The organism is Streptomyces sp. Ac-502 (assembly GCF_045222935.1).
GTDB classification, from domain to species: Bacteria; Actinomycetota; Actinomycetes; order Streptomycetales; family Streptomycetaceae; genus Streptomyces; species Streptomyces monomycini.
On record NZ_JBHFFO010000001.1, the window covers coordinates 3,641,916 to 3,666,944 of the forward strand.

The 25,029-nt window shown below is 68.6% G+C and carries 24 protein-coding genes, 1 tRNA gene and 5 pseudogenes; 18 read left to right on the forward strand and 12 right to left on the reverse strand.

Annotation, left to right across the window (positions count from 1 at the left end; genetic code table 11):
* Positions 1–418: 418 nt before the first annotated feature.
* The 5 genes from ACEXOX_RS16440 to ACEXOX_RS16460 form a co-directional block, all read right to left on the reverse strand.
* Positions 419–1,183, reverse strand: a complete 765-nt coding sequence (locus ACEXOX_RS16440) for a DNA adenine methylase (protein WP_406521479.1) — start codon at positions 1,181–1,183, stop codon at positions 419–421.
* Positions 1,184–1,313: 130 nt separating this feature from the next.
* Entirely contained in the window at positions 1,314–2,663 is a 1,350-nt protein-coding gene (locus ACEXOX_RS16445; protein WP_406521481.1) for a hypothetical protein, read from the reverse strand.
* A gap of 460 nt (positions 2,664–3,123) precedes the next feature.
* On the reverse strand, positions 3,124–3,513 hold the full coding sequence (locus ACEXOX_RS16450) for a hypothetical protein (RefSeq protein WP_125519952.1): 390 nt from the start codon (positions 3,511–3,513) through the stop codon (positions 3,124–3,126).
* Positions 3,507–3,935, reverse strand: coding sequence for an ATP-binding protein (locus ACEXOX_RS16455; protein WP_406521483.1), 429 nt, complete (start codon positions 3,933–3,935; stop codon positions 3,507–3,509). Before ACEXOX_RS16455 ends, ACEXOX_RS16450 begins: the two co-directional genes overlap by 7 nt.
* Before the next feature lie 46 nt (positions 3,936–3,981).
* Positions 3,982–4,389, reverse strand: coding sequence for an NUDIX hydrolase (locus tag ACEXOX_RS16460; RefSeq protein ID WP_033034148.1), 408 nt, complete (start codon positions 4,387–4,389; stop codon positions 3,982–3,984).
* Positions 4,390–4,499: 110 nt separating this feature from the next.
* On the opposite strand from ACEXOX_RS16460, the pseudogene ACEXOX_RS16465 reads away from it, so the two are divergent.
* From ACEXOX_RS16465 to xerC, 10 genes and pseudogenes are all read left to right on the forward strand, one after another.
* A pseudogene (locus ACEXOX_RS16465) lies at positions 4,500–5,284 on the forward strand (GntR family transcriptional regulator).
* 156 nt (positions 5,285–5,440) lie between these two features.
* Positions 5,441–5,724: pseudogene (locus ACEXOX_RS16470) on the forward strand (hypothetical protein).
* The gene (locus tag ACEXOX_RS16475; protein WP_406521484.1) at positions 5,724–7,100 is read left to right on the forward strand and encodes an FtsK/SpoIIIE domain-containing protein; all 1,377 of its coding nucleotides are present in this window, start codon (positions 5,724–5,726) and stop codon (positions 7,098–7,100) included. Before ACEXOX_RS16470 ends, ACEXOX_RS16475 begins: the two are co-directional and overlap by 1 nt.
* A gap of 80 nt (positions 7,101–7,180) precedes the next feature.
* Entirely contained in the window at positions 7,181–7,828 is a 648-nt protein-coding gene (locus ACEXOX_RS16480; RefSeq protein WP_406521486.1) for a DUF2637 domain-containing protein, read from the forward strand.
* A 12-nt stretch (positions 7,829–7,840) separates the two neighbouring features.
* Positions 7,841–8,032, forward strand: a complete 192-nt coding sequence (locus ACEXOX_RS16485) for a mobile element transfer protein (protein WP_004986816.1) — start codon at positions 7,841–7,843, stop codon at positions 8,030–8,032.
* 26 nt (positions 8,033–8,058) lie between these two features.
* Entirely contained in the window at positions 8,059–8,253 is a 195-nt protein-coding gene (locus ACEXOX_RS16490) for a hypothetical protein (RefSeq protein WP_398743753.1), read from the forward strand.
* A 25-nt stretch (positions 8,254–8,278) separates the two neighbouring features.
* Positions 8,279–8,527, forward strand: coding sequence for a SpdD protein (locus ACEXOX_RS16495; RefSeq protein WP_398744446.1), 249 nt, complete (start codon positions 8,279–8,281; stop codon positions 8,525–8,527).
* A 167-nt stretch (positions 8,528–8,694) separates the two neighbouring features.
* Positions 8,695–10,011, forward strand: coding sequence for a replication initiator (locus ACEXOX_RS16500; RefSeq protein WP_406521489.1), 1,317 nt, complete (start codon positions 8,695–8,697; stop codon positions 10,009–10,011).
* Positions 10,008–10,196 (forward strand): helix-turn-helix domain-containing protein, encoded by a 189-nt coding sequence (locus ACEXOX_RS16505; protein ID WP_030023160.1) that lies wholly within the window; start codon positions 10,008–10,010, stop codon positions 10,194–10,196. Before ACEXOX_RS16500 ends, ACEXOX_RS16505 begins: the two co-directional genes overlap by 4 nt.
* A complete protein-coding gene (gene xerC, locus ACEXOX_RS16510) occupies positions 10,196–11,350 on the forward strand; it encodes a tyrosine recombinase XerC (RefSeq protein ID WP_406521491.1) in 1,155 nt (384 codons plus the stop codon). The genes ACEXOX_RS16505 and xerC overlap by 1 nt, the downstream gene beginning before the upstream one ends.
* Positions 11,351–11,432: 82 nt before the next feature.
* Here the strand turns inward: xerC and ACEXOX_RS16515 are convergent.
* A tRNA-Val gene (locus tag ACEXOX_RS16515) sits at positions 11,433–11,507 on the reverse strand.
* A 177-nt stretch (positions 11,508–11,684) separates the two neighbouring features.
* On the opposite strand from ACEXOX_RS16515, the gene ACEXOX_RS16520 reads away from it, so the two are divergent.
* The 7 genes and pseudogenes from ACEXOX_RS16520 (at position 11,685) to ACEXOX_RS16550 (ending at position 16,964) form a co-directional block, all read left to right on the forward strand.
* On the forward strand, positions 11,685–13,079 hold the full coding sequence (locus tag ACEXOX_RS16520) for a hypothetical protein (RefSeq protein WP_406521493.1): 1,395 nt from the start codon (positions 11,685–11,687) through the stop codon (positions 13,077–13,079).
* 130 nt (positions 13,080–13,209) lie between these two features.
* The gene (locus tag ACEXOX_RS16525) at positions 13,210–13,851 is read left to right on the forward strand and encodes a DUF4383 domain-containing protein (protein WP_406521494.1); all 642 of its coding nucleotides are present in this window, start codon (positions 13,210–13,212) and stop codon (positions 13,849–13,851) included.
* 243 nt (positions 13,852–14,094) lie between these two features.
* Positions 14,095–15,240, forward strand: a complete 1,146-nt coding sequence (dgoD, locus tag ACEXOX_RS16530; protein WP_406521496.1) for a galactonate dehydratase — start codon at positions 14,095–14,097, stop codon at positions 15,238–15,240.
* 34 nt (positions 15,241–15,274) lie between these two features.
* A pseudogene (locus tag ACEXOX_RS16535) lies at positions 15,275–15,466 on the forward strand (aldolase); the annotation flags it as partial.
* Entirely contained in the window at positions 15,463–15,723 is a 261-nt protein-coding gene (locus tag ACEXOX_RS16540; RefSeq protein ID WP_406521498.1) for a hypothetical protein, read from the forward strand. The pseudogene ACEXOX_RS16535 and the gene ACEXOX_RS16540, both read left to right, overlap by 4 nt.
* A complete protein-coding gene (locus tag ACEXOX_RS16545) occupies positions 15,724–16,695 on the forward strand; it encodes a sugar kinase (RefSeq protein WP_406521500.1) in 972 nt (323 codons plus the stop codon).
* A 62-nt stretch (positions 16,696–16,757) separates the two neighbouring features.
* Positions 16,758–16,964, forward strand: coding sequence for a zinc ribbon domain-containing protein (locus tag ACEXOX_RS16550; protein ID WP_406521501.1), 207 nt, complete (start codon positions 16,758–16,760; stop codon positions 16,962–16,964).
* Between the two features lie 192 nt (positions 16,965–17,156).
* Here the strand turns inward: ACEXOX_RS16550 and ACEXOX_RS16555 are convergent, their stop codons facing one another.
* The 3 genes from ACEXOX_RS16555 to ACEXOX_RS16565 are packed head-to-tail and all read right to left on the reverse strand — an operon-like array spanning position 17,157 to position 19,585.
* Entirely contained in the window at positions 17,157–17,816 is a 660-nt protein-coding gene (locus ACEXOX_RS16555) for an O-methyltransferase (protein ID WP_406521503.1), read from the reverse strand.
* Between the two features lie 9 nt (positions 17,817–17,825).
* The gene (locus tag ACEXOX_RS16560; RefSeq protein ID WP_030023151.1) at positions 17,826–18,482 is read right to left on the reverse strand and encodes a response regulator transcription factor; all 657 of its coding nucleotides are present in this window, start codon (positions 18,480–18,482) and stop codon (positions 17,826–17,828) included.
* On the reverse strand, positions 18,473–19,585 hold the full coding sequence (locus ACEXOX_RS16565; RefSeq protein ID WP_406521505.1) for a sensor histidine kinase: 1,113 nt from the start codon (positions 19,583–19,585) through the stop codon (positions 18,473–18,475). The genes ACEXOX_RS16560 and ACEXOX_RS16565 overlap by 10 nt, the downstream gene beginning before the upstream one ends.
* A gap of 132 nt (positions 19,586–19,717) precedes the next feature.
* Here ACEXOX_RS16565 and ACEXOX_RS16570 point away from each other — a divergent pair, with 132 nt between their 5' ends.
* Entirely contained in the window at positions 19,718–20,347 is a 630-nt protein-coding gene (locus ACEXOX_RS16570) for a DedA family protein (RefSeq protein ID WP_406521507.1), read from the forward strand.
* Here the strand turns inward: ACEXOX_RS16570 and ACEXOX_RS16575 are convergent.
* From ACEXOX_RS16575 to ACEXOX_RS16585, 3 genes and pseudogenes are all read right to left on the reverse strand, one after another.
* A pseudogene (locus ACEXOX_RS16575) lies at positions 20,310–21,132 on the reverse strand (HAD family hydrolase). The gene ACEXOX_RS16570 and the pseudogene ACEXOX_RS16575 sit on opposite strands and share 38 nt — an antisense overlap.
* Positions 21,129–23,762, reverse strand: a pseudogene (locus ACEXOX_RS16580) (phosphoribosyltransferase). Before ACEXOX_RS16580 ends, ACEXOX_RS16575 begins: the two co-directional pseudogenes overlap by 4 nt.
* Positions 23,763–23,831: 69 nt before the next feature.
* Complete coding sequence (locus tag ACEXOX_RS16585) at positions 23,832–25,004, reverse strand: HpcH/HpaI aldolase/citrate lyase family protein (protein WP_406521509.1); 1,173 nt, start codon at positions 25,002–25,004, stop codon at positions 23,832–23,834.
* Positions 25,005–25,029 lie beyond the last annotated feature (25 nt).

The window sequence follows — 25,029 nt, forward strand, 5'->3', positions numbered from 1 at the left end:
GTCTTCACCACTCACACCGACCGACCAATCGAGCCGCAAAACCCCTACCGCTCCTTCACCCACGTCACCAAAAACGCCGACCTCCGCATGCTCCACTGCACGACGCCCGGCAAGGCCGCACGCCCCTGCTGCCCACCACCGGGACCGCCGCCCGCGCCGTCGACGTCATTCCTGAACGCCGAAGACCCCCGTCAAGATCGACGAGGGGTCTTCGCGCTGGTGGGCACAACAGGATTTGAACCTGTGACATCTGCTTTGTAAGTTCGATCAAACCTCGGCATTGCTGGGAGGCTGCCCGGTCAAACTGACCACGACGGGCCGCCCAGGAGTGCCGACGTCCGCCGCCGTTGATGTCACTCGTGGATGTCAGGCAACCGCGAATTTCTGCGTACCGTTTGCAATGGGTCTTTACGGCAAATCACGTTGCGGCGCGCTGCTTACGTTTCGAAGTCATCCAACGAAAATCACCCTCACCGATAATCCCCGTCACTTCAGGCAATATCAGCTTATTGCCGAAAATGGCGTACTCCGAGCCCACTCTTTGTATCTGCGCCGTGTGGAGTATATCAAACTCAACGCACCGGAGCCCCTTGTACAAATCGCTGGTGACTCGACCATCCGCATCATATGTAAGTAGCCAGCGCAACGAAGTTTCTTTCAGCGTGTTAGCTAGCTCCTGGTGATCCTCCTGGCTCAGAGAGTCCAGGTAGAGCCTGTCCCCTTGCACCAAGTAAGGCGGATCTACGTAAAGCAAAACGTCGCTACTTTTTGGCTCTAGGTGTTCAATGAACGTTCGCGCATCCATCTCCGATAGGGTCACCTGATCGGAGTAACGGCCTAGATTTCGTATTCTGCCAGCCAATGCCTCCCTGTTGAACCGGGCGTCAATCTTCCATTTCCCGTCTTGCTCCAATCCCCCAATGGGGCGGGCTCGCAAAATCCCCGATCGATTGCATCTATTAAGAAAGAACGTCGCGAAGCCAAGTTCGCTGTCGTTTCTATTGGCAGGATTCTTGTAGATTTCCGAATGGTGGCGCCATGCGTCTACGCTAACTTCTTCACTCTCCACCTTTCTGGCTAGTTTTTCGGTGTCATGAAATATGCAACGCCATAGTGCGGCGATACCTGGGTCGAGATCGTTGATGTAGATATGGTCGACTTCTCGGTCGACGAGAAGGCGCAATGCGGCACCCGCACCCCCGCAAAGGCTTCTGCGTATGAAAGGGGGCGCGGGCGCTGTCGTGCCAGGATATGCGAGATGTATGGCGCGAGTCGGGCTTTCCCGCCGGGATAGCGGAGCGGGCTGAGGTACCTCATCGCTTCTTCTTCTCAAGCAACTGGTCCGCCTTCTGCAGCAGAGGCGAGTACGCCATACTCAATTTCCGTACCTCAACGGTCAAGGGGTGGCTCTGCCACGAGTGAACGAACGTATGCAGCGTTTTCAGCACAAGAGCGCCATCATCCTGCTGCGAAAACCTCCGCGCATCGCTCAAGGTTGCATCGGTCTTGTCCGGGTCCACCTGGTGCAAGACGGCACCGATCCTACCCTTCAGCGTGTCCTGGTTACGCTTCCAACCAAGCTGTGCTGCTACGTCAGTAGTCACAATGTCTACGACGGCCCGAACCATGATGGCGGCGGTGTTCGGCTTATCCTCGATGTTGATCGTTTTTGCTTCTTCGAGTACCTCAGACGTGCGCAGGCTCACATGACTAAGAGTCACGTTCTGGAAGAGCTTCTTCTCGAAGTCAGGGCGCTTCCGCCGCGGCTTTTTGTTGTCTTTTTCCGCATCATCCCCTTGTGTCTTATCTAGCGACGATTCATCCCCAGTGGAGTATTTCGAGAACTTCTCGGGCTCATCCAACCGGTCGGACAGCTTCGGCAGTATGCTTTCTACTCCTTCAAGATACTTTTCGCGCTGCCTCTTGGTCTTGATCTGGTCCACCGAAACAGGGCCAGCAAAATCAGCGAAGAGCTGAGTGAGGATGGGCCGAACCTTTCCCCTCGGGAAATTTCTGAGTACCACGTCTCCATCAAAGGCGATTCCCAACCGGTTCCTTACAGTTGGGTCGGCAATCATCCGGCCAAGGTTGGTGATTCTCGCGTCCCTGACGGCGTGGACGTTTGACAGGAATTCCTCGTCATCGGGAAACCAGTCGCATACGGCGTCAGTGAACAGCCGAGCCTTTTCTGTTGGTGTAGACCTTCCCCCGAACCGGCTCGCCTCACTGGTGCTCCACCTGACGACTCCGATGCCACCATTTTCACCAGTGTGCCGAATCTTGATCCAGTGCTCGGCCTGAAGCCGGTTGTCGGCCATCACGCAGGTAAGTCTCCGCGGAACCTCTCCGCTCTTAGCGATCGCGGCGATCCGCCTTCGCAAATTCTCCGTGGGCGCAAGCTTGGGGTTATGCAGCAACTTGAGTGCTGCAACTCTCCGGTTACCCTCCAGAACTACATTGCGATCACCATCGACCATGCATACCACTAGCTCGGTCGGGTTTATGCCGTGCTGAATGATGTCCCGGGCAAGGCGGATCAGTTTTTCGGGCCCTTTCTCGAAGAGGGCCGCGATAGATTCCGCGTCATTCGCTGTCTGCTTCGCATGCCGCGGGTTGTTGTCGTCAAGCGTCAAGGATGCGACATGCATGCTCACGTGCTTCATGCTGCTCATAATCCTAGGCCGCCCCCTCAAGCCGCATCATATTTTTCGACGAGTGGATCATACGTCGCATGCTGCCCCCAGTACTAGACAGGCGAATATAAGCCAGTGGCCGAAAACAGAGGTCGGTGGAGCGGCTTTGGGCGGGAGCTGCTTTGGGGCGAGTGATCATGGCCCCGTAAGCTGATGGCGCGTCGGGCAGTCTGTGGACCTGCCCGGTAAAGCACGACGTTGGGGCCATGATCTTAGAGGCTCGCCCCAAAGTGGCTGCCTAAAGCCGTGGAGCCGACCGCCCCAGCCACGACGTACCCCTTCTTTGAGGTCTGGTGGCTGATCGCTGTGAGCGCGGGGCGGGCGCCGGCCGGGCTGAGCGGGGCGGAGACATGAGCGCGGCCCGGCCGGGGGCCGGGCCGCGCGCGGGGAGCGGAGCGAGCCGCCTTGAACCAGTAGAGAAAGTTGTAACTCAGGCTGGCGGGAGGGGCTTGAAGTCCTCTGTGCAGGCGGGGAGTACGGTGCCCTGTCGGTGGGCGAGGGGGAGAAAGATCACTGGGCGGATCGTCCAGGTGATGCGAGTATTGGTGTGGGTGATGGTCACCGTGTAGGGCTGTCGGCGGAGTAGGGCTGCCCTGGCCTTCATGCGTCCCTCGCAGAGCCAGGTCCAGGCTTCGTGGGAGGCGTCCGGGGAGAGGGCCGGTGTGATGGTGCGGAGTGCGACTGCTACCCACCTGTCGGCCTGGTGGGCCGAGTAGGCGTCGAAGGATGCGTGGAGGGCCGGCCTCTCGGTCGGGTTCGCGAGGTCTTGGGTCCAGCATTCGCACCAGTAGCCGCGGCGGGGCTTGTCGGTCTTCAGCATGGGTGGGCTCCTGGTCGGTTGCTGGTGAAGAGTTCTGCGGTGACGGTGTGGGCGCCCTGGCTGCTGTGGACCACCACTCGGTGGGCGATCGCGTTGACCATGCCGAGTCCGCGGCCGTGCTCGGCCTCCTCGTCCTGGTCCTCGACCTTCGGGGTCGTGCCTGCGCCGCCGTCGTCGGTGACCGACAGGGCGATGACCTGCGGGGTGACTGAGAGGGACAGGCGGAAGCTGCCGGAGTCCCGCCCGCTGGCGGTGTGGAGGATCGCGTTCGAGCTCAGCTCGCTCACGATCAACTCGGCGTCCTCGGCCAGCGGGGAATCGCGCAGTATGTCGCGGGTCCATCGGCGGGCCCGGCTCACCTCTTCCGGGGAACCTGGGCAACTGAGCCCCCAGACCTGGACTCTACTCGTATACTCGTGCATACAAGTTCCTTCGTGCTGGTAGGCCGCCATGTGCAGCGGGTTCGGGCTAGACGAGTTTCACGCCGTCGTGGGCGCGGACGGCCGGCGGGGTCATGGCGTCGAGCGCGTCCAGGACGCGGATCGCGTACGCCTCGTCGGCGAGTTCGGTGACTTCTTCGCGGGTGGCCCATCGCAGCGCGCGGGTCTCGTCCCCGGTGGTGGGGGTGCCGTCGGCGGCCCGGCAGCGGAAGACCAGAGAAACGATCAGGCCCGTCATGTTCTTGTAGACACCGGTCAAGGTCGCCGGAAGCTCGATCTTGATGCCGGTTTCTTCGAGCACCTCGCGCTGAAGAGCTTCCGGGATGGTTTCCTCGCGTTCGAGGACTCCGCCCGGCGGTTCCCAGTGACCGTTGTCGCGCCGCTTGATCAGGAGAGCCCGGCCCTGGTCGTCAACGATGACTCCGGCGACGCTCACGGAGTGCGGACGGTCGGTGCTCACGTTCCTCGGCCCCTTCGGATGGCTAGGCTCTCCACCGTAGCAATAGCACTCGCCCACTCGTCTAGATACCTAAAGGAGTAGTCCACGTGACGTCTCTTCCGAGCGTTCTTGGCGCTCTCGACCCCACGAGTGATCGTGCGGTCTTCCGGCAGATCGCCGATCAGCTTCGCGAGGCCATCGACCGTGGCCGATTCAGGGAGGGGAGAAGCTGCCCTCGGAAGCTGAACTGGTGGAGCACTACGGGGTTTCCCGCATGACGGTGCGGAACTCCTTCTCGGTCCTCCAGGGCGAGGGCCTGGTCCACGCCGAGCATGGCAAGGGTGTTTTCGTCCGACCGCGCCCGCCCGTCCGGCGCCTCGCCTCCGACCGCTTCGCCCGGCGCCACCGCGAGCAGGGGAAGTCCGCGTTCATCGTGGAAGCCGATGCCGTCGGCAGCCATCCGAAGGTGGATGGCCTGGAGGTCAAGGAGGAGAAGGCCAGTCAGGACATCTCCGCCCGGCTCGGCTCCGTGCGGCGGGTGCTCGCCCGGCGGCGCCGCTATCTGCTCGACGGCCGGCCGGTTGAGTTCGCCACCTCCTACCTGCCGCTCGACATCGCCCGCGGCACCCAGATCGCCGAGCCCAACCCCGGCCCCGGCGGCATCTACGCCCGGCTTGAGGAGCTGGGTCACCACCTCGACCACTTCGAGGAAGAGATCCGCGCCCGGATGCCCTCACCTGCCGAGGTCAAGACGCTGCAACTGGCGTCCGGCGTCCCGGTGATCCACCTGATCCGCACGGCATACGACACGGAGAAGCGGGCCGTGGAAGTCTGCGACACGGTGATGGCGGCGGACGCGTACGTCCTCTCCTATCAACTCCCGGCCACCTGACCGGCGGTGCGCGAGGCCACTTCTTCGGACTCGTACACCCCGACACGCATACTCGTATAGACGAGTGGGCAAGTTGTGTGGCAAGGTGGTCCACGTTCCCGGAACAACCGGGCGCGAAGACTGCAACTTGTCTAGACGAGTAGTTGGGAAGAAGCCTTGCGCACCATCCGTGTGGAGACCTCGGCCGCGACGATCCTGCTGACCGAAGCGCCCGAGCCCAAGGTCCGCGACCGCAAGACGGGCGAGATCGCCAAGGACACCAACAGCGGCGAAGCGGTGCCTCCGAGGGCCTGACGCTCGGCGCCCCGGTCTCCCTGCCCGGCCTGGTTGCCCGGCCGTGGGAGTCGGTGTTCAACGGCCAGCAGCGGCACGGCATCGCCTACCGGGCCGCCGCCGTCACTCCCGCCGCCTTCCCGGCCGCCATGGGGGACGCGGCCTGATGACCGACCTGGCAACGATCCTGGAGGTGGGTGGTCCTGTCGCCGCACTCGGCGGTGGGGCCGCCTACACCCGGGCACGACACCCGGGCATCTACTGGTCCACGGTCGGCCTGCCGGTCTCAACCGCCCGGCTGCTCGGCTCGTACAGCTCGGTCATGGAAGCGTGCGGTCTGACCGTGACCCCCTCCCGGCTGCGGGTCCTGGCAGTCAAGGCCACCACCCGCCGCGAGGTCCGGCCCGTACCGCCGCGTCGTGGCATCATCCGGCCGACCACCACGGGGTTACGGCTTCGGCTCCGGCTCGCCCCTGGGCAGGAACCCGCCGACGTGGCGGCCTCGGCCGAACGCCTGCGCCATGCGTGGGGCGTGCACGCCGTGTACGTGACACCCGTCAAGCCCGGCGTGATCGACCTGCGGCTGGTCGGCTTCGACGTGCTGCGGAAGGTCCGTATGCCGCGCAAGCTCCCGGCTGGACTGCTGAAAGTCCCGGTGGCGCTGCGGGAGGACGCCACGGCCTTCGTACGGGACTACCGCACCGTTCCGCACGGGCTCACCCTCGGCGCGACGCTTTCGGGCAAGTCCATGTACCTGCGCCACCTCATCGCCGGGCTGGCCCGGCAGCCCGTCGCCCTGGTCGGCATCGACTGCAAGCGGGGCGTGGAGTTGGCGCCGTTCGCGGCCCGGCTTTCGGCGCTGGCCACCGATCCTGAGCAGGCTGCGGCCCTGCTGCCGGTACTCATCGAGGAGATGGAGGACCGGTACGACCTGATCAAGGCCCGGCAGGACATCGCTCCGGACACGCCGGACGAGGAGATCACCTCTGACATCTGGGGCCTGCCTGAGCATGAACGCCCGGTGCCTGTGGTCTTGTTCGTGGACGAGGTGGCGGAACTCTTCCTCGTCGCCACCAAGAAGGACGAACAGCGTCGGGACGAGATGGTCACCCAGCTCATCCGCCTTGCCCAGCTCGGCCGGGCGGCCGGCATCTATCTGGAGGTCTGTGGTCAGCGCTTCGGAGCTGAACTGGGCAAGGGCGCGACCATGCTGCGGGCCCAGTTGACCGGCCGCGTCTGCCACCGCGTGAACGATGAAGCCTCCGCCAAGATGGCTCTCGGCGACATCGCCCCCGAAGCGGTCGCTGCCGCCTGTGCCATCGCCCCCGAACAGCCTGGCCTCGCCGTGATCGGCGACGCATCCGGCGGCTGGTCCCGCGTCCGTACGCCGTACCTGTCTCTCGCTGAGGCGGCCGAGACCTGCCACGCATCGGCCCACCTGGCCCCCGACCTGCCCGCGCTCCAGCCGTTCCGGCCTGCTGTGCCGGTACGGCCGGTCAAGTCCCCGGCCCCGGTCGTACAGCCGCAACCGACAACCGGCTGAGCCTCTGCCTCCCGGCTGGCGTGACCGCCTCGCGCCGTGTCCCTACCCCCGCCATGCCTGAATCCGGAAGGAGCCGCAGTATGCGCGCCCTGCTGGCCCGCGTAGACGCGGTGCTCGTCCAGGCGGTCATCGCCGCCGCACTGTCCTTCGCCCACCTGCACGACATCGCCTCGGCGGCCGGTCAGGACGGGTGGAAGGCATGGGCGTACCCCGTCTCCGTCGACCTGCTGCTGGTGGCCGCCTGGCGTCGGCTGCGAACCAGCGACGAGAAAGCGGCCGGGTGGTGCTGGTTCGTGATCGCACTGGGCGCGTCCCTGGGCGCCAACGTCGCCACTGCCGGACTGCTCGACCTGAACCACGTACCGGCCTGGCTGCGCATCCTCGTCGCGGGCTGGCCTGCGGTCGCCTTCCTCGGCGGCACGCTGCTCGCTCACTCCGTAGCGGTTCCAGCGGAGGCGCCCGACGCTGTGGAGGACCAGGAGGTGCCCACGGCCATCGAGGACCAGGAGGACGCGCCCGATCCGGCACCAGCACTCCCGCCGCCACCGATCCCCGAACCGACCCCCGCGCCCCCTGCGGTCTCCGTCCCGGCCGCCCTGGTCGAACACGCCCGCAAGGTCGCCACCGAGCACCACACCCGTACCGGCACCGCCATCGACACCCCGACCCTGCGCGCCCGCCTCGGCGTATCCCTGCCGATCGCCGACGCCATCGCTGCCCAGCTCTGAGAGGAGTTCCACATGAGCGCCAACCGCCGCTTCCGCTCGGTCACCCGCATCGGTCCCGTCCAGGTCGGCACCTCCTACGACGGCCGTGGCCGGGAGAAGCACACCGCCGCCTGCACGGCTCCGCGCTGCGGCTTCTCCGCCGACTACGACAGCCGCGCCGCCGCCGAACTGGCCGCCCGCACCCACCGCTGCCCCGTCCGCTGATCCATGCGCCGAAAGGATTCCGCCCCGTGACCGTCAGCCTGCCGCTCGTCGTCGTCCTTGGCCTCTTCGCCTGGGGTGCGGTCAAGTACCTCGGCGTCCGCATCTGGATCGTCGTGGTGATCGCGCTCTTCGGCTTCTGGCTCTCGCACACCTTCATGGCGCCGGCCATCGAGAACGGCACGCGCTCCGGCGTGAACATCATCAACGGCACGCATGACTAGACGAGTAGGCAAGGAGACCTCTGCCGTGTTCCTGCCCAAGTACCCCGACAGCCCGACACCGCCGCCCGCACACATCACCCCCACCGCGGCCGACTCGGCCCCCGCCCGGCGGCCCGTCCCTCAGATCTCCGTCAGCACCGGCGCCGTCGCGGCCGTCCTCCTCGGCGGCGTCGTGCTGACCGCGCTCCTGGCCGCCGTCGCCGTCTCGGCCGTGTCCGTGGCGGTCGCCGCCGTGGTCCTGCGCTCGCTGCTCCGCGAACGCCACCGCCGCTGACCGACCAGCGGCACACCGAACCCCCGGGCCGGCCTCGATACCGCCAAGCATCCGCCGCCCCGGGGGCCCTCCCCCTTCCAGCCGAAGCCAGAAGGAGAAAGGCCATCATCACCCCCGCCACCCCGCCCCCGCTCACCGAACTCGGAGAACTGGCCGCCCTCGGCACCATGCCCGCACTCCTGCGCCAGCTCTCCGGCCTCGGCGGCTGCACCCACCCGATCCGCCTCGACGGCCACCGCACCGAACACGCACTGAACACCCACACCGGCGAGATCGGCAACGTCCTCCACCACCTCGACTCCTCCACCCTCCCGGCCGGACACCTCCTGGTCCGCTGCAACAACCGCCGCACCACCCGCTGCGCGGCCTGCTCCGAGGTCTACCGCCGCGACACCTTCCAACTGATCACCTCCGGCCTGCGCGGCGGCAAGGGCGTCCCGGAACGCGTCGCCGCTCACCCCCGCGTCTTCGCCACCTTCACCGCACCTGGCTTCGGCCCGGTCCACAACCGCCCTACCGGACCGACCGGTTCGGTCCGCCGCTGCCGCTGCGGCGCCCTCCACGACCAGGAGGACTCCGCCCTCGGCACCGCACTCGACCCCGACACCTACGACTACGAAGCGGCCGTGCTCTGGAACGCGCACGCCGGTGCCCTCTGGCGGCGCTTCTCCATCTACCTGCGACGGGAGGTCGCCAAGCGCGCCGGCCTCACTCAGCGCGCGTTCCGGCAGTACGCCCGGGTGTCCTTCGCCAAGGTCGCCGAGTACCAAAAGCGCGGCGCCGTCCACTTCCACGCGGTCATCCGCCTCGACGGCCCGACCGGCAGCGACACCCCGCCGCCCGCCTGGGCCACCGCCGAATTACTCACCGACGCCATCCAGGCCGCCGCGACCGCCGCCCGCGTGGACGGCCCCGTCATCGACGGCCGGGAACACGTCTTCACCTTCGGCCGCCAGCTCGACGTACGCACCATCCGCTCGGCCGACTTCGACGGCGGCCAGGAACTGACCGAACGTGCCGTGGCCGCGTACATCGCCAAGTACGCCACCAAGGGCGCCGAGACCGCGACCGGAGCCCTCGACCGCCCGCTGAAGTTCCTCGCCGAACTCGCCCAGCTCGACATCAACGACCACGCCCGCCGCCTGATCCGAGCCGCCTGGACCCTCGGTGCCCGCAAGGAACTGGAAGACCTTCGGCTCCGCGCCTGGGCCCACATGCTCGGCTTCCGCGGCCACTTCTCCACCAAGTCCCGCCGCTACTCCACCACCCTCGGCGCCCTCCGCGACGCCCGCGCCGAATGGCGCCGTGCTCAGGCCGCAGCAGAGACCGGGACCGCCCCGGACACCACCCTCGTCCTCGCCCACTGGGTCTACGCCGGAACCGGCCTCACCAACGCAGAAACCTGGCTCGCCGAAAGCCTCGCGCGCGACACCGCCCTTGAACACCGCGCCACCCTCGACACCGAAGGAGGCGACTGGTCATGACCACCGCCACTGATGAGCTGCTGACGGTCCCGGAAGTCATGGCCCGCCTTCGTCTCGGCCGCTCCACCGTCTACGACCTCATCCGCTCGCACCGCCTCGTCTCCATCACGGTCGGCCGCGCTCGCCGCATCCCCCTGTCGTCCCTCCGCGACTTCATCGCTGACCAGATTGCGGAGGCTGCGTGATGGCACAGCAGCGGAAGCGCAACCCCAACGGCGCTGGCACGATCACCAAGCGCAAGGACGGCCGCTATCAGGCTGCCGTGTACGTCCTTCAGCCGGACGGCACCCGTGCCCGGAAGTTCGCCTATGGCAAGTCCTGGGCCGAGTGCGACACCAAGCGGCGCGAGCTGCTGGACAAGGTGGACAACGGTGTTCCCGTGCCCACGCGGTCGGCCAAGCTCACTGAATGGCTCCCGTACTGGCTGGAGAACATCATCAAGCCGCGCCGCAAGCGGACCACGTACGCGAAGTACGAGGTACACGTCCGGCTGTACCTGGTGCCCATGCTCGGTACGAAGCGGCTCGAATCGCTGAGCGTCGGGGACGTGCGGCGCTTCCTTGGCCAGGTCGAGCGGAAGAAGTCGGCGGCGACTGCCAAGGAGTCCCACCGGGTCCTCCGTACCGCGCTGATGGCGGCTTGCCGGGAGGAGCTGATCACCCGGAACGTCGCCACGCTGGTCGAGCCGCCCTCGCCGGAGTCCCGAGACCTCACCCCCTGGTCGCTGGACGAGACCTTGACGTTCCTGTCCGCCTCGCGGCGCGATCCGCTGTACGCGGCCTTCGTGCTCGCCATCGCGCTTGGCTTCCGGCGGGGTGAGATCGTCGGGCTTCGCTGGGCGGACGTCGACCTGGACAAGCGGGAGATCCGCGTACGGAAGCAGCGGCAGCGGGTCCGTGGTGAGGTGTACGACGACGATCCGAAGGGGCGCCGTCGTCGGCAGACGCTGCCCCTGCCGGCCATGTGCGTTGCACCCCTCCGGTGGCAGCGGATGAGGCAGGCCGCCATGCGTGAGCGCGCTGGGAAGAAGTGGGAGGAGACCGGCTACGTCTTCACCACTCGCACTGGCCGGCCGATCGAGCCGCGCAACCTGTACCGCTCCTTCACCCGCGTCGCCAAGAACGCCGACCTCCGCGTGATCCGTCTGCACGACGCCCGGCACGGCTGCGCGACCCTGCTGACCGCCGCCGGGGTCGCTCCCCGGGTCGTGATGGAGATCCTTGGGCACAGCCAGATCGCGATCACGATGAACACGTACACGCACGTCGTGCAGGACACGCAGCGTGAGGCCGTGAGCCACATGGACCGGCTGCTCAGGAGGCGCCCCGAAACCAGCTAAGCAGTGCCCGGCTGACCAGCGCCGTTGATGTCAATCCCGGATGTCAAAGACCCCCGTCAAGATCGACGAGGGGTCTTCGCACTGGTGGGCACAACAGGATTTGAACCTGTGACATCTGCTTTGTAAGAGCAGCGCTCTACCGCTGAGCTATGCGCCCTGGCTGAGCCGACAGACTACCTTGCTTCCTGGGCTGCTTCGCAAACCAGGAACGTGGGCCCCGGCGGCGGGGCCGGTGAATCAGCCCCCGGATCGCGAACCAACCGGCCACTGTGTTCGTTCCCACTGGGTGGGAGAATGGCAGTCGGGCCTGGGGCGATGCGATCGGGAGAGGGATGTGACGGCGACACACACGCAGCCGCACGAGCAGCGAGCACGCCGTGCAGTACGCCGTCGCCCCCGAGGGGGCGCGTTCCGGGACACGATGGCCCTGCTTCTGCTGCCGCTGCCCTTGCTGGTGGCCGCGGCTCCGGCCGCTTTCGCGGGTGGTGGTACGCGGCGCTGGTTCGGGCGCGGGGAGAGCCAGCGGGCGGACGCGCAGGCCGCGAAGGATGCCGCGGCCGCGGCGTTCTACGAGCTGGACACGGCACAGCGCGATCTGCGGATCTCCATAGAGACGATCACGGCGGTCGACAGATCGCCGGCGGCCGGCCGGGCCGCGAAGGACTACGAGAACTTCGGGCGGCGGATCGACGAGGTCAGCCAGGGTTACATCAGCGCTGTCGACGCCCATGATCTCGACCGGGACGACCTCGACGCCGGTGCCGCCTCGCGGGCCCGCGCCGACCTGGCCCGGGCCAAGGAGGAGCTGGAGCGGGTCAAGGCCGACCTCGACCGGTTCGCGCAGGGGCTCGGCCCGCTCCTGCAGACCGCGGAGACCCAGCTGGCGCGGCTCGCACCTGCGGTGGAACGGGCACGGCAGGCCCTGCTCGCGGCGAGCAACGCGCTGGACGCCGTCCGGGCGCAGGACTTCCAGGCCGACGATCTGGCGGCCCGGCTGGCCGCCCTGGCGCCCGAGCTGACCAAGCTGAACCAGGGCGCCGGTCAGCACGGCGTGCAGGAGACGATCCGGCGCGCCGACGACGTACTGCGCCAGGCCGAGTCCGTACGGACCGAGGCGGAGCGGCTGCCCGAGAAGGCCGCGGAGATCGACAAGCGGCTGGTGTCGCTGCGTACCCGTGCCCAGGCCATCACGACGCGGGCGAGCAAGGTCGATCCCGTACTGAGCGAGCTGCGGCGGCGGTACAGCGCTGCCTGCTGGCAGGACCTCCAGCACGTACCGGAGCAGGCCGCGGACGCCGTCGCGCAGGCCGAGAACAAGGTGCGGGAGGCCCAGCGGGCACGGGACGAGCAGCGCTGGGCCGACGCCACGAGCCTGCTGGCGACCGTGCGGGCCCTGCTGAACACCACCGACGAGGCGGTCTCGGCGGCCGGCGACCGGCTGCGCCGGCTGGACGAGGTGTCCTTCGACCGTGAGAAGGAGGTCGAGCGTACGCGCTTCGCGGTGCGGGACGCGCAGCGTCTGGCGATGGCGGGACGCAGCACGCCCGACCCGCGACACGCCCGGCCGCTGGACGACGCGGTGGCGCGCCTGGAGCGTGCGATCGCCGGTCTGGAAGGGCGGCACCCGGACTGGTGGCACTTCTTGACCGAGACGGAGGCGGTACGGCAGACCGCGGCCCGCGTCGTCCAGGAGATCCGCGACGAGCGGGGCGGCGGAGCCGCGGGCTGAGAGTCGGCTCCGGACGGTCGTCAGGGCTCCCGCAGCCCTGTGACCTGGCGCTATGGCGTTACGCCCGGTACGGGCGGATGCTGGTGTCAAGCACGGCCCAGGCGGTTCATCGCGCTAAGGAGGCCGGAACATGGACGCTGGCCAGGCTCTGCACGGGCCCATCCGGACGCTGCGCGGCAAGGTGCGGCACACGCGACTCGACGAACATCTGCCCGTCGATCACCGGCTCAGCACGGTGTACCGATTCGGCGCCGGTCTGATGGGGTTGGTCCTTGTCGCCTTCGGCATTCTCGGGCTGATCGACAAGATCGGTTTCTTCGACACGGGCGGCGACACCGTCGCCGGACTGAACACCAACGGCGCGCTGAGCGTGCTGTCGATCATCGTGGGCGTGGTCCTCTTCGGTGGCATGGTGATCGGCGGGAACCTCGCCTCCACGCTCAACATCGTGCTCGGCATGGCGTTCCTGCTGAGCGGCTTCATCAACCTCGCCATCCTGGAGACCGGCTTCAACTATCTGGCCTTCCGCATCCAGAACGTCCTGTTCAGCTTCGTCGTCGGCCTGATGCTGCTGGTCTTCGGCATGTACGGACGGGTCTCCGGCGGCCTGCCCCACGACAACCCGTACTGGCGCGCCCGGCACCCGGAGGTGGCGCAGCGCCAGACCCTGCGCCCGGCCCCACCCCGTACCGGCGCTCATGTGTCACCACGGCACGAGACCGCTTCGGTCGGCCGCCACCGCCGCCCGAAGCATCGCAGACACGCTTTGTGACATCAGAGTCGGCGCCGGTGGCAAAAATTGTCTCTGCCGCAACCTCTGCCGCGCCCGCCCCGCCCATCTCGGCCACCCAGCCCGCAGTCCCCACCCTCGCGGCTCCCTGCAACCCCACCGCTCCCTCCTCTCCCTCCTTTTCCGCCCTTCCTCCGCCGTCCTTCCTCCCGCCCACCGATTGTTAGCCCCCGGCCCCCCATGCCAGCCTCTGACCAGCCACGACCAGAGGAAGGGCGGCGGCCTGTGAAGATCAGCCGTGTCGAGACGTTCCTGGCCCCGCCGCGCTGGATGTTCGTCCGCGTGGAGACCGACGACGGCCTCGTCGGCTGGGGCGAGCCGGTGGTCGAGGGCCGTGCCGAGCCGGTACGCGCCGCCGTCGAAGTCCTGTCCGAGTACCTCCTCGGCCAGGATTCTTCGCGTATCGAGGACCACTGGCAGGTCATGACGAAGGGCGGCTTCTACCGCGGCGGCCCGGTACTCTCCTCCGCGGTCGCCGGACTGGACCAGGCCTTGTGGGACATCAAGGGCAAGCGGTACGGCGTGCCCGTGCACCAGCTTCTCGGCGGCCCCGTACGCGAACGTGTCCGCGCATACGCCTGGGTCGGGGGCGACGAACCGGACGAGATCCGGGACGTACTGACCGCCCAGGTCGAGGCGGGCTTCACCGCCGTCAAGATGAACGGCTGCGGGCGGATGTCACCGGTCGCCACCCGCGCGGAGGTACGCGACTGCCTGCGCCGGGCCGAGACCGCCCGTGCCGTACTGGGCGATGAACGGGACTTCGGCCTGGACTTCCACGGCCGGGTCTCCCCCGCCAACGCGCGCCGCCTCCTTCCTCTGCTGGCCGAGCACGCCCCGATGTTCGTCGAGGAACCCGTGCTCTGCGACTACCCGCACGCGCTTCCCGACCTGGTCAACGCCTCCAACATCCCGCTCGCTCTGGGCGAGCGGCTCTTCACCCGTCAGGAGTTCCTCGCGCCTCTCCAAGCGGGTGTCGCCATCCTCCAGCCGGACATCTCGCACGCGGGCGGCATCTCCGAACTGCGCCGGATCGCCGCCCTCGCGGAGACGTACGGAGCCCAGCTCGCGCCGCACTGCCCCCTCGGTCCGGTCGCCCTCGCCGCCAGTCTTCAGGTCGCCTTCACCACCCCCAACTTCCTCATCCAGGAGCAGTCCATCGGCATCCACTACAACCAGGACGCCGAACTGCTCGACTACGTGGCCGACCCGGAACCCTTCCGCTTCCACGACGGTTTTCTGCTGCGCACCGACCGCCCAGGGCTGGGTGTGACGGTTGACGAACCGGCCGTACGAGCCGCCGACAGGCGGGGGCACGCCTGGCGCAACCCGGTCTGGCGTCACGCGGACGGTTCGTTCGCCGAGTGGTGACCGACGATCGCAAGCCGCACGCCGCACAAGAACGCGCGCACCGTTTCCTGATGTGCCGTTCGTACCGGTCGGCGGGGTGGACGCGGCAGCGGCCCGCGTCTACCTGGCCGCCGGAGCGGTGGCTGTCGGAGTCGGCTCATCCCTGGTCGGGGACGCCATGGACGGCGGCGACCTGGCCGCTCTCCGCACCCGCGCCACCGGCTTCCTCTCCGTGTGCGCGGGATGAGCGCGGACGCGGAACGCACAGCGCCCGGTACATCCATCGGCGCCAGGTCCGGTTCGTCCGTAGCGCTGCCCCCAGCCGCGGGCGCCGACGCCGATCCGCGGGGCGGTGTCGATTCGCGGGTCAGCGCCAATCCTGGTGCCGATGCCGATTCGGGTGCCGAAGCTGAGCCGAGCGGCGTCGTCGGTGCACGCGACGGCGGCAGCGTCCTCACCTTCGGCGAGACCATGGTCGCGCTGCGCGGCAGTGGACCGCTGTAGATGGGCGGCACGATGAACGTCTCCATCGCAGGCGCCGAGAGCAACGTCGCCATCGGTCTCGCCCGGCTCGGCCACACCGTCCGCTGGGTGGGCGCGGTCGGGGACGACGAGGCCGGTGAGCTCGTACCTCGTACCCTGCGGGCGGAAGCGGTGGACGTCTCCGGAGTCTGGAAGGATGCCGGCATTCCGACCGGCCTGATCCTTTTCGAGCCTCGGCTGCCGGAGCTGACACGGGTGCACTACTACCTCGCGGGCTCGGCCGGCTCTCGCCTGACTCCGGACGTGCTCGACCTGGCCTTCGCCGCCGCCGTACCCCGGATTCTCCACCTCACCGGCATCACCCCGGCACTGAGCTCCGCCGCCCGCGCGGCCTCGACCCACGCCCTTCGGCTGGCCCGCGACCACGGGACCTTGGTGTGCCTCGACGTCGACCACCGCGCCCGGTTGTGGACAGCCGATCAGGCGTCGGCGGTGTTGCGGGACTGGATGCCGTACGTGGACCTCCTGATCGCCTCGGCCGACGAGCTTCCGCTGTGCCTCCCGCCTGGCTCCCCGACCGACACCGGTGCGCAAGCCCGAGCGCTGCTGGCTGCGGGCGTGCAGGAGGTCACCGTCAAACTCGGCTCGGCCGGCGCCACCTCTTACCCACGTCCGAACCTCCCTGCCGACCCGGCAAGGAGCACAAGCCGCACCTACTCTGCGAAGGCCCCGAGCGAGGCGCCGGAATCCGGTGGCGACTCGCTGCACCAGTCGGCCGTAGCTGTGCGGGCCGTGGACGCGGTCGGTCCCGGTGATGCCTTCGTGGCGGGGTACCTCTCCGCTCTGCCGGACGGCGAAGGGGGCGCCGGGCGCCTCATACGGGCCGTGACGACCGGCGCCTTCGCGGTGGCCTCGCCCGGTGGCTGGGAGGGCGCCCCCACCCGGACCGAACTGAATCTCCTCGGTGCCCCTCCCGGCACAGTCGTACGTTGACCCGGACCGCTTCCTCTCCACGCCCCGCCCCCTCTCCCCCACTCGCGGGCTAATCTGTCGCCATGCCTCGTTACGAATACCGCTGCCGTTCCTGCGGCTCGACCTTCGAGCTGAACCGTCCGATGGCCGAGTCCTCCGCCCCGGCCACCTGCCCGGACGGACACGAGGACACGGTCAAGCTGCTGTCCACGGTGGCCGTCGGCGGCTCGGCCGCCGCTTCCGCTCCGGCCTCCGGCGGTGGCTGCTGCGGAGGCGGATGCTGCGGTTGAAACCGGTCGCCGAGAGTTCCAGTGGCATCGGCGGCGCCATCAGCACCAGTGGCGCCGGTGGCTTCGGCGTGCCCGGTGGTCGCTCCGGGCACGGGCGCCGGCCTCGCCCCCAGCTCAGCTTCCTGCACCCGGCACCCGGTTTGCCGCATCTCCGCCCGAAGCCCGCCCCGCACCCGCACCCGCACCCGGCCACTACAGCCTGCGTGCCACCGTCAGGCCGTCTGCCACGGTGAGTATCACCGCCTCTACCCGCTGGTCCGCCATGACGTGGTCGTTGAACTTCCTGATCGCCGCCGCCGCGCCTTCCACCTGCGGGTCGGTGACGGTACCGCCGAAGAGGACGTTGTCCGCGACGATCAACCCACCTGGCCGCAGGCGCGGCGCCAACTCGTCCCAGTAGGCGATGTAGTTGGGCTTGTCCGCGTCCAGGTAGGCGAAATCGATGGTCGGCTCGGCGGGCATCGCCCGCAGGGTGTCCAGCGCCGGTGCGATGCGCAGGTCGATCCGGTCCGCCACACCGGCCTTCTCCCACGCTTCACGGCCGTATGCCGTCCACTCCTCGGACACGTCACAGGCGATCAGCTCACCGTCCGGCGGCAGGGCCTGCGCCATCGCCAGGGTGGAGAAGCCGGTGAACGTGCCGACCTCCACGATGCGGCGCGCACCGCACAGGCGGACCAGGAAGGCCAGCAGCGGGCCCTGCTCCTGGGCCGACTGCATCTGCGCCTCGTCGGGGAAACGCTGGTAGGTGGTCTCCACCAGCTTCCGCTGCACGGCGTCCAGCGGCGGATTGTGCGCGAGGACGTAGTCGTACAGCTCCTCCGTGATCGCGGTGGATTTGCTCTTGGTCACCGGTACTCCTCAGGTCCCCAGATAGCGCAGAACGGCCAGAACGCGGCGAGAGTAGCCCGAAGTGCCCGCCAGACCGAGCTTGTCGAAGATCGCGTTGGTGTGCTTCTCCACCGCGCTCTGTGAAATGTGCAGCCTCCCGGCGATGGCGGCGTTGGTGTGGCCTTCGGCCATCTGCGCGAGCACCTCACGCTCACGTGCCGTGAGCGAGTTCAGCGGGTCGGTGCGGCTGCTGCGGGAGAACAGGACGCGCACGACCTCCGAGTCGAAGGCCGCCTTGCCCGAGCCGACCCGCTCCAGCGCGTCCAAGAACTCGTCCACCTGCACGACTCTGTCCTTGAGCAGGTAGCCGACCCCTTCACTGTCCTCGGTCAGCAGCTCGGTGGCGTACCGCCGCTCGACGTACTGCGAGAGGACGAGTACACCGACGTCCGGCCAGCGCTCACGGATCTGCACGGCCGCTCGCAGCCCCTCGTCCGTGTGCGTGGGAGGCATCCGTACGTCCACGACCACCACGTCGGGCCGCTGCTCCGCCGGCGCGCGCTCCAGCACCGTCATCAGTTCGGCGGCGTCTGCGACCGCGGCTGTCACCTCGTGGTCCTCTTCCGTCAGCAGCCGCACCAGGCCCTCCCTCAGCAGGGTCGAATCGTCGGCAAGTACTACGCGCACGGCAACTCCGCGGTGATCGTGGTCGGTCCGCCGACCGGGCTGTCCACCCGTAACCGGCCGTCCAGGGCGGCGACCCGGCGCGCCAGCCCGAACAGCCCGCTTCCCGAGGGATTCGCACCGCCCCAGCCGTCGTCCTGGATCCGGACGGTCAGCATGTTCTCGTCACGGTCGACGGTGACGGTTATCCCTTCCGCACAGGAGTGTTTCACCGCGTTCGTCACCGCCTCGGACACGACGAAGTAGGCGACGGCCGCCACTGCGGCCCCGGGCTCCTGGGTGAGGCGACAGGTCAGCCGGACAGGAACCGAGGAACGCTCCGCGACGGTTTCCAGAGCGGCCTGCAAACCTGCTTCGTCCAACACCGTCGGATAGATGCGCCAGGCGACCTCGCGCAACTCGGTCAGCGCCAGGCGGCTTTCCGCGTGCGCCTGCCGGAGCAGCTCGACCGCATGAGCCTCGTCCTTGCTGCGCAGCGCGCGGCCGAGCAGCATCCCGAGGCCCACCAATCGCTGTTGGACACCGTCGTGTAGGTCGCGCTCGATGCGGCGGCGTTCGTCGTTGACCGCGGCGACGACCCCGGCTCGGCTGGAGGCCAGTTCCGCGACCCGGCGTTGCAGCTCTTTCTCGTGTGTAGGGCCGAGGAAGTGCCGCGCGAGCCGGGCTTCCAGCGTCGCCACCCCGAACACCCCCTGCAAGCTGAGGAAGAGCAGGAGCACGGCGCCCACGCCGGTCTCCGCGACATCGACCGGGTGCTCGACGTGGGTGAACGTCCATACCGTCGACGCCCAGAGGACTATGGTCGCCCCTGTGAGCGCGGCTAAGACCACACCTGCCCCCAGAAGGCCCAGCAGCCAGCGGACCGCCAGGTATTTGAGCGCGCGCTCGTCGTCGTACCCGTAGGCGAAGTCGGCACCGCCGAACCGCAGGCGGCGGCGCGCCGACTCGATGAGCCACCGGGCCACGGCCGTCACCGGCTCCAGCACCTTGCGTCTCCCGCGCGGCCAGACGAAAACGCAGAGCAGCGCGAGCCCCGAGAGCACGATGAACGGCAGCTCGACCGCCACCGTGCCCGCGCCGACCAACAATCCGACCGTGAGGCGCATCCCGCGCCGTGCCATCCCCCGCATGATCGGAACGCTAGTGGCTGCGCCGGCACCGCCGCACTGCGGAAAACCGCAGTGTTCCGTGCGGTTTTCCGCAATGTGCCGACGGGCGCGGATTTCTAGCGTCGAAGCATGAACGAACACGCGGAAACCAGCTGGATCACCGGACTCATGGACACACTCGGCGCGCCAGGCGCCGGCCTGGCGATCGCCGCCGAGAACCTCTTCCCGCCCCTGCCCAGCGAACTGATCCTTCCCCTGGCGGGCTTCTCGGCGGGGCAAGGACAAATGACTCTGTTCTCCGCCCTGTTGTGGACCACGCTCGGGTCGGTTCTCGGCGCACTCGCTCTCTACGGCGTGGGCGCGCTGCTCGGCCGGGACCGGATGCTCGCGATCGCGGCCAAGCTGCCGCTGGTCAAGGTCTCCGACGTCGAGAGGACGGAGCGCTGGTTCCAGCGGCACGGCAACAAGGCGGTGTTCTTCGGCCGGATGGTGCCGATCTTCCGCAGCCTGATATCGATTCCGGCCGGTATCGAGCGGATGCCGATACCGGCCTTCCTCGTCCTGACCACACTCGGCAGTCTGATCTGGAATTCGATCTTCGTCCTCGCCGGCTACGCGCTCGGCGAGAACTGGGAGGAGGTGACCGGCTATGTGGACGCGTACTCGAAGGTGGTGCTGGTGGCCGCCGCGCTGGCGGTCCTGGCCTTCCTCGTCGTACGGCTCAGCAGGAGTGGTCGGGGGCAGCGACGCCGTGGGTGAACGCCCGCAGGATCTCCTCGCCCGCCGCGGCTCCGCGCGCGTCCAGCGCGGTGACGTGCGGAGCACTCCACCCGGAGTCCGCCAGCTCACCATGGCCGGGACGCCACCCGCGGTCCGCGGCCAGCAGCAGGTCGGCGTCCAGCAGCGAGTCGCCTGCGGCGAGCACCTGCGAGGCACCGGTCCGGCGGACGACTTCGGCGACAGCGGCGCTCTTGGTCAGCGGCTTCGGCACGGCGTAGATCTTCCGTCCCTGGAGCGAGACGGTCCAGCCGCGGGCAGCCGCCCACTCGGCGAGTTCCTTGACCCAGGTCTGCGGCAGCAGCGAGGCGCTCGACGACAAGGTAGGCGAAGAGGTCTTCGGCCACGCGTTCCTTGAGCAGCCATGCCGGGTCGGCGGTCCGCAGCAGGTGCGCACGGACCTCGTCGAGCGATGCGCACTCCGCACTCAGCCGGGCGGCGACGGTGCGCTGCCAGCCCTGGTCGGACTCTCCGTCGACGAGCAGGTGCCCGCCGTTCGCACAGATGGCGAACCGCGGTGCGGGGCCCGGGAGGTGGATCCGGCCGTACTGCTCGCGGGTGCGCGTGGTCGTGGGGACGAACGTGGTGGCGTCGGCGAGACCGGCGAGCAGCTCCGCCGCCGTCTCCGTCATGTAGGAGAGCGGTCGGTGTTCGTAGACCTCGACGCAGAGCAGGCGGGGCGCCTCGGCGTCGGGCACGGCCAGGTCCAGTGCGGCGGCCGAATAGATGAGGGTGCGGTCCAGGTCGCTGGCGACGATCGTGCTCACGGCGCGGTCACCGCCTTGCCGTCCGCACCCGTCGCGCCCCGCGTGAAGCGGGGGTGGATCAGTCCGACACAGGTGTAGGGGAGTTCGTCGACCTCTTCGACGGGGACGCCCCGCTGTTCAGCAAGGAGACGCACATGATCGAGGTCCGTTCCGGCGCCGCGCCGGGCAAGGATCTTCCAGGGGACGCGCCGGAGCAGTACCCGCGTGGTCTCACCGACACCCGGCTTGACGAGGTTCACGTCGTGGATGCCGTACGTCTCGCTGATCCGCTCGACCGCGGCCCAGCCCGCCCAGGTGGGTGTCCGGTCGGCCGCGGCCAGTTCCTTCACGTCGAGGGCGACCTGCTCGGCGACCTCGTCGAACCGCGCCGCGACGGTGTCGATGAGCACGCGCGACAGGTCGGCCTCCGCGAGGTCGCGGTAGAACTTGGCGCCGTGGAAGTCGTCGGGCCCGACGAGATCGTCGCGGAGTACGGTGCGCGATATCAGGCCGGAGACGGTCGAGTTGAGGCACGCGGAGGGGATGAGGAAGTCGTCACGGGTGCCGTAGGTGTCCACACAGCCTCCGGGGTCGGCGAGGACGGCGATCCGCGGGTCGAAGCCGTGGAAGCCGCGCACCGCCTGGGCCAGTTCCCGGGTGATGGCTCCCTTGCCCGTCCAGCCGTCGACGAAGACGACGTCCGCCGGGTCGTGGTGGGCGGCGAGCCAGCGCAGGGCGGTGGTGTCGATGCCACGGCCGCGCACGATCGAGACCGCGTAGTGCGGCAGGTCGAGCCCGTGGACGTGCAGGGCCCAGCGGCGCATCAGAACGCCCACCGGGGTGCCGGCGCGGGCCAGCGAGACCAGTACCGGGCGGGCGGAGCGCTCGGCGAGCACCGTTTCGGTGACGGTGCCGACCGCCCGCGCGATGCGGCCGGCAGAGGTCTCCAAGGCACTGTGGAACAGCGCCTGGTACTGCTCACTCGGCTGGTACTCGACGGGCAGCGACTCGGCGTAGTGGGCACCACCAGCCTGTATCGCCTCCTCACGCTCCTCCGTCGGCGCTTCGAGGGTGATCGAGGACAGGTCCTGGAGCAGCCAGCCGACCTCGTCGGGGTCGTAGGAGGAAAAGGCGGGGCCGCGCAGCGGCTCGGGGAGGGGCATCGGTCAGACCTGTCGTCGCGTGGCGTGGGGCATGGGCTTCGGGGCGGGCTCCGGCGTCTGCGGCAGCGGGTCCGCCGGTGTGTAGGAAGGAATGACGGCGAGCAGCAGCCGGTCGGTGTGGGCGGCCAGCCGGCCCAGGAGGCCGTCGGCACCGTGGAGTTCCGGAGTGTCGCCGTACGAGTCGATGACGGCGACGACCGCGTCGAAGCGCCGCTGCGGGTCCGCGCCGGCCGCGACGTTGTACGCGTACCGCTCCCCCGGTCCGCCAGCCGGCCGGTCGTGGGCGGGGAAGGCCAGCTGGGTGCGTATGGCGTAGCCCGGGTCGTCCACGGCGAGGACCGGGGAGCGGGTGGTGGTCGAGAAATACACCTCGGCCGGTGTGCGGTCGTCCAGGGCTCCGGCGAGGCGCAGCGGTGCGTACATCAGCTCTTCGTTGCCGAGGACCAGCACCCGGCGGGCGCCGGTGAGCTCATCCGCGATCCGGTCCGCCATGCCGGGCAGCGCCGCCTCCAGACGGGCCCGGTGGGTGGTGGTGAAGCCGTGGCGCCCGCCGTCCGGCACGCCTTCCGGCCAACCGAGGTCGACTCGAACGGATTGTACCTGGCCGCTCGGGGCCATGGGCTCGTCCGAGGCTACGACCCCGCTCCCACGGCCGCTCCCGCTGCCGCCACTGCCGCTACCGCTCTCCCCGGCGTCGGCCGCCGAGGTTCCCGGAGCCCGGCTCGCGGACATCGGCGCAGACGTGGATGTCTTGTCCTGATGAGTGGCTACGAGGGCTTGGCCACGTTCGAGGACGTCGGCCGGAAGTTGTACGCCACCGGCGGCCAGGGCGATGAGGTCGACCCGTGCGCCCAAGTCCGCGGCGAACTTCCGCAGCTGGCCGCGGTCCGAGTCCGAGCGCATGTCGACCAACGCGACGACGACGTACCGCTCGCGGGGGAAGCGGGCGTGCAGCGCCTTGATGGTGTTCAGGACCGTGCGGCCGGTGGAGAACTCGTCGTCGACGAGGACCAGGGGGCCGTCTCCGGCCAGCAGCGCCGGATCTTCCGGGAGAAGCAGGTGCGAGGTGGCGTGACTGTGCTCCTCCTCGAAGCCGCCGGCCTGCTCGACTCCCGCGACCGGTCGCCGCGTGGAGTGCAGATAGGGCGCGAGGGCCAGCCCGTCGGCCACGCTGTGCCCAAGGCCCGTGGCGGTCTCGGCGTATCCCAGGACGACGGCGCGTGCCGCCTCGGTGTCACCGAGCAGTTCACGGACCTGGCGTCCGAGCCCGAGGCCCGCGCCGTAGACCGTGTCCGGCCGCTGCGGTACGTGCTTGCCGAGCACGTTCGACACGAGCAGGTGCGCCCGCTTCGGATTGCGCCGCAGCGCCAGGCCGAGCAGCCTGGGCAGCTCCGCCCCACCGCTCAGCGAGACACCGAGCCGCTGGGCGACCCACTCTCCCGTCCACACCACTGTGCCCGTCTCCTTCGTCTCTTCCGCCGTCGTCATCATCCGTTGCTTCCTGGACGTCCTCGGCCCGGTGGGGCGGTGACCGCCAGGCCTGAACCGTTCGCCGTCTCAGGTGTGCGGAAGGCTGGCCGTCAGCAGTTCCACGAAGCCGACGCCCTCGCGGGCGACGCCGAACGCTTCGGCGCGCAGCAGGGTCCGTTCGGCCCAGGCGCGATGCGGCTTGATCTCGTTCATCTTGTTCGTGTACGCGGAGCGCAGCACGCCGCCGGCGCCCCGCTCGGGCCGCAGGATGTCCACGGCGTCGCTGAACTCCTCATGGCTGACGACCGAGAGTGCGTGTACCGGTGCCACGTGCGAGGGGTGGATGCAGGTCTTGCCCTGGAGGCCGTTCGCGCGGTCGAGTTCGATCTCGCGCAGGAGGCCGTCCATGTCGTGTTCGATCAGGGCCGTCCGGAGCTCCTCCGCCCGGCCGAGGAAGGGGCTCTGCCGCAGCTGCGGCTTGAACATCCGCTCGTGCAGCCGGAAGTACTCCCATACCGGACCGGTGACCGTGAAGCCGGTGCCGTCCGCCCGGCCGAGGACGTTCACCACGTCGGCGATCACCGACGCGACGATCTGCACGTCGTACGCCGTCATGTCGGGGGCCCGGCGCAGGCCGTAGGCCGAGCAGAAGTCGGTGACCCCGAGACGCAGTGCCAGTATGCGGTCGCGGTACTTGTCCACCGTGCGCGCGATGCCCCGCAGTGTCTCGCCGCGGCTCTCCAGGTGGAGCAGATCGGGCGATTCGAGCACCGGCATGGCGAACAGCCGCCGCCCGCATTCCGCCTCCGCGCCGGTCAGCGCCTCCAGGAACGGGACGCCTCGCTCCTCGGTGAACTTGGGCAGCACGAATCCGGACAACAGACGAACGTCACGGCCCAGTCGGCGCACCAGGTCGGGTATCTGCGCGGCCGCGCGCACCCGGATGAACAGCAGCGGGAGGACCGTACCGTTTTCGGCCTCCTGGCCGAGGGCCGCGAACTGCCGTACCAGATTTTCCTCACCGGCGACCACGTCCGCGTCGCTGATGGAGTCCTCCAGGCACAGCACCATGGAGACCACTCCACGGCCGGCCTGTTTGACGACGTCCTCGGCGAGGCGTGGACGGGTGGCCGGGCTGTAGAGCGTTGCGCCGAGGGCTACCGAGAGCGTGCTGGGCGGGGAGTCGGCGGTGAACTCGACCGGCTCCTGGTGGAACAAAGCATTCCGGATATCGGGCGCAAGATGCCCAAAGTGACGCATAGAACTCCCCGTGAGCAGGCGGGGC

Bases quoted from the DNA above. Each gene is read 5' to 3' on its own strand.
- ACEXOX_RS16540 (WP_406521498.1), top strand. From the start codon at position 15,463: ATGAGCGCGGACGCGGAACGCACAGCGCCCGGTACATCCATCGGCGCC.
- ACEXOX_RS16505 (WP_030023160.1), top strand. From the start codon at position 10,008: ATGACCACCGCCACTGATGAGCTGCTGACGGTCCCGGAAGTCATGGCC.
- ACEXOX_RS16565 (WP_406521505.1), bottom strand. From the start codon at position 19,585: ATGCGCCTCACGGTCGGATTGTTGGTCGGCGCGGGCACGGTGGCGGTC.
- ACEXOX_RS16550 (WP_406521501.1), top strand. From the start codon at position 16,758: ATGCCTCGTTACGAATACCGCTGCCGTTCCTGCGGCTCGACCTTCGAG.
- ACEXOX_RS16525 (WP_406521494.1), top strand. From the start codon at position 13,210: ATGGACGCTGGCCAGGCTCTGCACGGGCCCATCCGGACGCTGCGCGGC.
- ACEXOX_RS16475 (WP_406521484.1), top strand. From the start codon at position 5,724: ATGACCGACCTGGCAACGATCCTGGAGGTGGGTGGTCCTGTCGCCGCA.
- xerC (WP_406521491.1), top strand. From the start codon at position 10,196: ATGGCACAGCAGCGGAAGCGCAACCCCAACGGCGCTGGCACGATCACC.
- ACEXOX_RS16585 (WP_406521509.1), bottom strand. From the start codon at position 25,004: ATGCGTCACTTTGGGCATCTTGCGCCCGATATCCGGAATGCTTTGTTC.
- ACEXOX_RS16450 (WP_125519952.1), bottom strand. From the start codon at position 3,513: ATGCTGAAGACCGACAAGCCCCGCCGCGGCTACTGGTGCGAATGCTGG.
- ACEXOX_RS16500 (WP_406521489.1), top strand. From the start codon at position 8,695: ATGCCCGCACTCCTGCGCCAGCTCTCCGGCCTCGGCGGCTGCACCCAC.
- ACEXOX_RS16455 (WP_406521483.1), bottom strand. From the start codon at position 3,935: ATGCACGAGTATACGAGTAGAGTCCAGGTCTGGGGGCTCAGTTGCCCA.
- ACEXOX_RS16480 (WP_406521486.1), top strand. From the start codon at position 7,181: ATGCGCGCCCTGCTGGCCCGCGTAGACGCGGTGCTCGTCCAGGCGGTC.
- ACEXOX_RS16545 (WP_406521500.1), top strand. From the start codon at position 15,724: ATGGGCGGCACGATGAACGTCTCCATCGCAGGCGCCGAGAGCAACGTC.
- ACEXOX_RS16485 (WP_004986816.1), top strand. From the start codon at position 7,841: ATGAGCGCCAACCGCCGCTTCCGCTCGGTCACCCGCATCGGTCCCGTC.
- ACEXOX_RS16445 (WP_406521481.1), bottom strand. From the start codon at position 2,663: ATGAAGCACGTGAGCATGCATGTCGCATCCTTGACGCTTGACGACAAC.
- ACEXOX_RS16570 (WP_406521507.1), top strand. From the start codon at position 19,718: ATGAACGAACACGCGGAAACCAGCTGGATCACCGGACTCATGGACACA.